6 protein-coding genes are annotated in these 6,303 nt (G+C 47.2%); 4 read left to right on the plus strand and 2 right to left on the minus strand.

Annotated elements, in window-relative coordinates; translation table 11 throughout:
* Window positions 1–127 precede the first annotated feature (127 nt).
* From BM241_RS11715 to BM241_RS11730, 4 genes are all read left to right on the plus strand, one after another.
* Complete coding sequence (locus tag BM241_RS11715) at window positions 128–364, plus strand: hypothetical protein (protein WP_025746552.1); 237 nt, start codon at window positions 128–130, stop codon at window positions 362–364.
* Between the two features lie 128 nt (window positions 365–492).
* The gene (locus BM241_RS11720) at window positions 493–1,248 is read left to right on the plus strand and encodes a L,D-transpeptidase family protein (RefSeq protein ID WP_025746553.1); all 756 of its coding nucleotides are present in this window, start codon (window positions 493–495) and stop codon (window positions 1,246–1,248) included.
* A 51-nt stretch (window positions 1,249–1,299) separates the two neighbouring features.
* On the plus strand, window positions 1,300–2,295 hold the full coding sequence (locus BM241_RS11725) for a lipoate--protein ligase (RefSeq protein ID WP_092282871.1): 996 nt from the start codon (window positions 1,300–1,302) through the stop codon (window positions 2,293–2,295).
* Between the two features lie 14 nt (window positions 2,296–2,309).
* Window positions 2,310–3,023 (plus strand): tetratricopeptide repeat protein, encoded by a 714-nt coding sequence (locus BM241_RS11730; RefSeq protein WP_025746555.1) that lies wholly within the window; start codon window positions 2,310–2,312, stop codon window positions 3,021–3,023.
* On the opposite strand, the gene BM241_RS11735 is transcribed toward BM241_RS11730, so the two are convergent.
* Both BM241_RS11735 and speD read right to left on the minus strand, forming a co-directional pair.
* Complete coding sequence (locus BM241_RS11735) at window positions 3,002–5,521, minus strand: transglycosylase domain-containing protein (RefSeq protein WP_092282872.1); 2,520 nt, start codon at window positions 5,519–5,521, stop codon at window positions 3,002–3,004. The two genes, BM241_RS11730 and BM241_RS11735, sit on opposite strands and share 22 nt — an antisense overlap.
* Before the next feature lie 100 nt (window positions 5,522–5,621).
* Window positions 5,622–5,999 (minus strand): adenosylmethionine decarboxylase, encoded by a 378-nt coding sequence (speD, locus tag BM241_RS11740; protein ID WP_025746557.1) that lies wholly within the window; start codon window positions 5,997–5,999, stop codon window positions 5,622–5,624.
* Window positions 6,000–6,303: the final 304 nt, after the last annotated feature.

Below are 6,303 nucleotides of genomic sequence, written 5' to 3' on the forward strand. Positions count from 1 at the left end.
TTGGGGCAGGGGCTATGGTTGTCCCAAATACCGCCAGCTGGGGGTGGGACAACTTGAAAGGCGGTAAGAAATACCCCAGCCGTCTAAACTTGTGCAGTTTTGTACAGTTTAGATGACCAGGGCTCTTATGGCTAATATTATGATCAACTTGGGGCTGGCCATCCAGGAAAAGGACCTGAGGCGATTGAGGGAAAGCCTGCAGAAGATGTCGCCCAACGATGAAATTACCATAAGGTTAGAATCCGCATACAGCTATGAGGAGGATATAATCATAAACGAACTGGAAAGGCTGGGAATGGACTACCGTTCCTATGGCGGCAAGGGTAATGACTTCTACGTCATTGTGAGGCGTAGGCTGCACTAAGAGGGCGTGATTCTATATCACGTCCTTGTTGTATTATTTTGTAAATGGGATACCATCCTATCCCCGATACAAAGTAGTCTAAAGTTCCAAGGTAGTTGAATATAATAAGCTTAGCAGGAGGGGTTAGGATGGTATTAAATAAGCTGGGTAAGGATATAATGGCGCTTTTGTATGTGGTGATCTTTTTCCTTTTATATGTGGCCATGGAAGACTACAGCTTGAAGTTTGACTCTGAGCCTGAGGTGCCGGTTGCCAGCCAGGCTGCGAGCAAGATGAAGGGTAATGACGCCGAACAATATGAAGGAGAGTATAACATTTTCATCGACTTGACCGAATCCATGCTGTACCTGTTTAAAGGGAATAAGCTGGTCAAGAAGTATCCCATAGCCCAGGGCAAGCCTTCCACACCGTCTCCCATTGGGGTTTGGGAGATTGTGAGCAAGGCCAGGAACTGGGGTTCAGGGTTTGGTACTCGGTGGATGGGTTTAAACGTGCCCTGGGGGACATACGGCATTCACGGGACCAACAGGCCGGAGTCTATAGGGCGCAGGGCATCCGCTGGATGCTTCCGCATGAGGAACAGGGACGTTGAGGAGCTATATGACCTGGTGCCCTACCGCACAAAGGTGGTGGTGTACGGTGGCCCCTTTGGCAACCTTGGCAGCCAGCTTGTAAGGCTGGAGCCGGGGGACCGAAACTCCCATGTGCTGGAAGTACAGAAAAGGCTAAAGCGTTTGGGCTACTACCAGGGAAGTCTGGACGGCATATACGGCGAGGGCATGAAGTACGCCCTTCTAAAGTTTAAAAAGGAACATGGATTGCCTGTAAACCACTATGTGGACTGGGCTACCTACAAAGCGCTGGGGATTATCCCATTTGAATGAGAGGAATTGGAGGAAATTGAAGCTGGAAGATGTGCTGGAGGTACAAAAGATATGTTGACCAAAGTGATTGTAACCGAAACCGTTGATCCGTGGTGGAATTTGGCAGTAGAAGAGCATCTGCTTGGAAATGTGCAGCCAAACGAATGCATACTGTATCTATGGCAAAACCAAAATACCGTGGTAATTGGCAAGAACCAGAACCCGTGGAAAGAATGCCGAGTTGACCTGCTGGAAAAAGAAGGGGGTAAATTGGCAAGGCGCATCTCTGGCGGAGGAGCTGTGTTCCACGATTTGGGTAATCTCAACTTTTCCTTTCTGGTGGACAGGGAAAAGTTTCATATTCCCTCTCAGCTGGAGGTCATTTTATCGGCTGTTCGAAAGCTGGGCGTAAATGCCCAGTTCAGCGGGCGCAACGATTTGGTGGTGGATGGCAAGAAATTTTCGGGTAACGCCTTTTGTTACCGCAAGCATTCGGCCCTGCATCACGGGACAATCCTGGTATCGCTGGATTACGATAAGATGGTGAGGTACCTGCAGGTGCCCCAGCAGAAGATTCAGAGCAAGGGCATTGAATCGGTGCGCTCCAGGGTGATCAACCTGGCCGATATAAATCCCAGCATAGCGGTAGAAGACGTCAAGAAGTCGGTGGTGGAGTGCTTCAAGAAGCTTTACGGGGACGGAGGTCCTGTCCTGTATGCTGATGAGGTCATTGACAGACAGCAGGTTGAAAGGCTGTACCGCAAGTATTCATCGTGGGAATGGCGATACGGCGAAACACCCCAGTTTAATATGACTATAGATACCCGTTTCAGCTGGGGTGGCATAGAATTATGCTTTTTGCTTGAAAAGGGCACTATACAAAACGTCACAGTATATTCCGATGCGATGGACGAAGCGTTTATTGAGATGATACCTCAAGCCCTTAAAGGGTGCGCCTTTAATTCTCAAGCTATGGCTCAGGCGCTGTTGGATATAAATGCAAATGAAGGCCAGAGAAAGCAAATGCTAGACGATATCGTTCAATGGATACTAGGCAATGGTTTTTAGGCAGGTGATTTTTTATGGGTTTGATAGGTAACATATACGGCCTTTTGGGATACTATTGCCATGTAAGGGACAAGCTGGATAAAGCCATGCGCTTTTATGAAAAGGGTATGGTGCATGATATGACCAAGCCATCCTACAAGCTGGCTTACGGGGTCCTGCTTTTAAAAAGCGGCCAGTTTCAGAAAGCCAGAGACATCTTCAGCAGCGTACTCATCGATCCCCGTTACAAGGACTCGGTGAGAAACATGGCAAAGCTGAACTTAAGCCTGGCGTATTGGAAGCTGGGGGATATCGATACGGCCATCGAGATGCTCAGGGAGCTTCACAGAAAACAGAGAACCTCCAGGATATATGAGGCTTTGGGGTATCTGCTCATTGAAAAAGGGAACTTGGATGAAGCGCTCAAGTACAATTTGGAAGCCGTAAAGTACGATGCCGAGGACCCCGTTATACTGGATAACCTGGCTCAGACCTACTACATGATGGGCAAGCTAAAGGAGGCCAAGAGGTATTTCGAAAAAGCCGAGTCGCTTAAGGAGGACCAGGTCTCTACGCTTTATTATCTAGGGTGTATCTATCAACAGGAAGGCAACCTTCAGGCTGCCAAAGAAAAACTTGAAAAGGCATTGGGATGCAATATCAACCCTTTGAGCACCATAAGCAGGGAAGCGATACAGCAAAAGCTGGAGGAGATAAACCACGCCCTTCAATCCAGCAGTCTCAAGTAAACGGTTTTCCTTCTGCTCTGCTGCGGGGTGACATCCGCCCTATCGATATTTTCAGATGTGCTCTCTGCTTGTGGCGCGCCATCGGATTCAGCCGATAACGGTACCACAACCGAAAGGTGGGCGGTGGGAGTGCCCTGCAGCGGTTGGCCGTCTGTTTCGACTTCAGGGTGTATGGGTACTATAAAGTAGGTGTATTTTTTGCCGCGGTCTACAAAGGTATCGGTCCACTCTACCTTATCCAGGGTTTCCCTTTTGATTTGGTGGATGAACAACGGAGTATTTCTATCCTCTTCTAATCTATAAATGTTGTAAGCAGCAAAGGTATCTTGCGGCTTAAAGGAGATGACCGGCAAGCCAGCATCATTCAAGGTTACTTTGAAATCGGAAGGTGCCTGTGGGGGCATCCAATAGTCTGATTGTTGGGTGGGTGCGGTTTCGGGGGTAAAGTATTCGGTTATGACATAAGCAGGCGGCGTAAGGGGAGATGCCAGAAACGCCTTTCTTTGTTCTTTTAGCGCCTTGGCATCCAGCTTGACCTCTATGATGTTGGCAGGTTTTTTAAATGCAGGGGCCTTTTCATCCTGATATATGTATCTAAAGATGGCTTTTGCGACCTCGGCAGGATATTTCCCGCCCACCGCATCTGGAGGCAGATAGTGCTGCCTGTCCACGTTGTCGTATCCCATCCAGACGGTGACGACGTACTGCGGGTTATACGCGACAATCCAGGCGTCCTTTACCCCGTCTATTCCTGCAAATTCTGCGGTATCGGGAAGCTCCACTGTACCAGTCTTGGCTGCCAGGGGTATATTCAAGTCTTTGAGCCTGGTGGCTGTCCCGTTTTCAACCGCTGAGCGCAATATATCGTTTAAGATGAAGGCACCTTCTTCGCTCATTATCTGTTTTTTCACGGGTTTTGATTGATATACCGTGATGCCGTAAGAGTTTTCTATACGGCGTATTGTGGTGTAATCCTTGTATCTTCCGTTGTCAGCAAGTGCAGCATATGCTCTGGCAAGCTGTATAGGCGTTACGCCTTTATAAAATCCCCCCAGGGCAATGGGAAGGCTGTATCTGTCCTGCTCTGCAAAAGGTATTCCAAACTTCTCGGCAAAAGAAATTCCGTTTTGAATCCCTATATCTTTGAGTATGCGCACGGCAGGGACGTTTATCGAATCGGCCAGGGCCTCTCTGACCGTTACCCATCCGCGGTATCTGCCATCGAAATTTGAGGGCTTGTAATTGCCAAACTGCGCTTGGGCATCCAGTACAAAGGTGACAGGGGTGTAGCCAAAATATTCAATGGCAGGGCCGTATACCAGCAATGGCTTTATGGCTGAACCGGGCTGTTTTGGCATTTGAATCGCTCTGTTTAACCCTTTTTGTATGACGGTGCTTCCATCGAGGTATTCCCTGCCGCCGATTATGGCACGAATTTCCCCCGATGGCACATCCAGCACCACCAAAGCGCTCTCACAGGGGATGCCGCTTGCAGGGCATCGGGGGAACAGTTCATCTTTGGAATACAGTTCCTCCACGTATTTTTGTAGCTGCCTGTCAAGAGTGGTGTATATCCTATATCCCTGTGTCAGCAAGGCTTCTTCAGATACCCCGAGTATATCAGCTGCTTCCTCCAGAACCATGTCCATAAAAAAGCGGTGGGGATAGCTTCTGGGCGACGGTTTGGCAAATATCAGCTTTTCTGCCTTGGCTTTTTCGCCTTCCTCACGAGAGAGGTATCCATACTTGACCATGAGGTCTATTACCAGGTCCTTTCGCTTCAGGGATTCTTCCATGTTGTTAAACGGAGAATACGTTGACGGGCTTTTGGGAATGCCTGCCAGTAAGGCTGCTTCGGCCACTGTTAAGTCCTTGGCCGACTTGCCAAAATACAGCCTTGAAGCTGCTTCTATCCCATAAGTCCCCTTGCCGAAATATATCAGGTTGAGGTACATTTGGAGTATCTGATCCTTGGAATACAACTTTTCCAGCCTGTAGGCTAGGTATATCTCCTGGAGCTTTCTGTGGATGGTCTTTTTTTGCGTGAGAAAGGCGTTGCGCACTACCTGCTGGGTGATGGTACTTGCGCCTTCTGCATATCTGCCCTGCTTTATGTTTTGAATCAGGGCTCCGAATAAGCGCTTTATATCAAAGCCGTGATGCCGATAGAAGCGTATATCCTCTACGGCGATAAATGCGTTTTTGACGTGGTCCGGGAGTTCTGATAATGAGACCTTTATCCTGTTTTCTACACCATATATGCTGGTTATAAAGTTATCGTTTACATCGTATATGAATGATGATTGCTCTATGTTTTCGATTTGAGTTAAATCGACATCTCTCCATTTGTTTATAATGATGCTTAAATATACAGCTGTTAACATGAGTCCTCCTGTGACAAAGCTCAACATACCTATAGCTATAGAACGATAAAGGGAACGGCGATTCTTTTTTCTCTTTCTGCTCATCCGTGAAGGTATCGGTTCGTGCTGGTTCATAGGGAATAACCTCCTGCGATAATGTCGATTTCATCTTAAATTATTCCCTATAAACCGGAAAATTAAACTAAATTAAAAAGGCTCCTTATCGGAGCCCTTGTTAACTGTTAAAATCTTCTACAATATGCATTTCACCCAGTCCGCGCTCTACGTTCATCTCGTAAATTCGGTTGGCCTCTAGTTTTTGGGCGATGATGGAAGCAGCTTTTTTAGGGTCAATGCGTTTGCCGCAGGTGAAAACGTCGATGCTGGCATATCCGTGCTCGGGAAAGGTGTGGATGGCCAAATGGGACTCGGAAACTATTACCACCCCTGACACGCCCTGAGGTGCAAACTGGTGAAATGTTACTTCCCTTACTTCAGCACCCGCTTGCAGCGCAGCGTCAGTCATCATCTTCTCGACGAACTTGATGTCGTTCAATAGTTCCCGGTTGCATTCCCAAAGTTCTAAAATGCAGTGCCTCGAATAGGTATCCATCAGCAAAACCCCCTTTACTTAAAATTTTTAAGTATCCACTTACGGGGGTAGGTTAGTACAACTGATGTCCTAGTCCCCGTAATAAAGGACAGGCTCAGCAGATGTCCCAACCCTTTGATAAGTGGATACTTTCTTTAGCAAAATCTTTGCATGCTGCACTATACTTTAGCATAAATCGAAAAAAAAATCAATTACTATTCTCCAAATTTTGTTGTTATTCTGTGATAATGTCATATTGAAATTATTCTGATATAATGTCATACATGAGAGAGGAGATATTCAACATGACACAAAAAGAAATGAC

Origin of the sequence: Caldicoprobacter faecalis, from assembly GCF_900115765.1 — a bacterium.
GTDB lineage: Bacteria > Bacillota > Clostridia > Caldicoprobacterales > Caldicoprobacteraceae > Caldicoprobacter > Caldicoprobacter oshimai.

Excerpts from the sequence above, each read along its gene's own strand:
- BM241_RS11715 (WP_025746552.1), top strand. The coding sequence starts at position 128 with ATGGCTAATATTATGATCAACTTGGGGCTGGCCATCCAGGAAAAGGAC.
- BM241_RS11720 (WP_025746553.1), top strand. The coding sequence starts at position 493 with ATGGTATTAAATAAGCTGGGTAAGGATATAATGGCGCTTTTGTATGTG.
- BM241_RS11725 (WP_092282871.1), top strand. The coding sequence starts at position 1,300 with ATGTTGACCAAAGTGATTGTAACCGAAACCGTTGATCCGTGGTGGAAT.
- BM241_RS11730 (WP_025746555.1), top strand. The coding sequence starts at position 2,310 with ATGGGTTTGATAGGTAACATATACGGCCTTTTGGGATACTATTGCCAT.
- BM241_RS11735 (WP_092282872.1), bottom strand. The coding sequence starts at position 5,521 with ATGAACCAGCACGAACCGATACCTTCACGGATGAGCAGAAAGAGAAAA.
- speD (WP_025746557.1), bottom strand. The coding sequence starts at position 5,999 with ATGGATACCTATTCGAGGCACTGCATTTTAGAACTTTGGGAATGCAAC.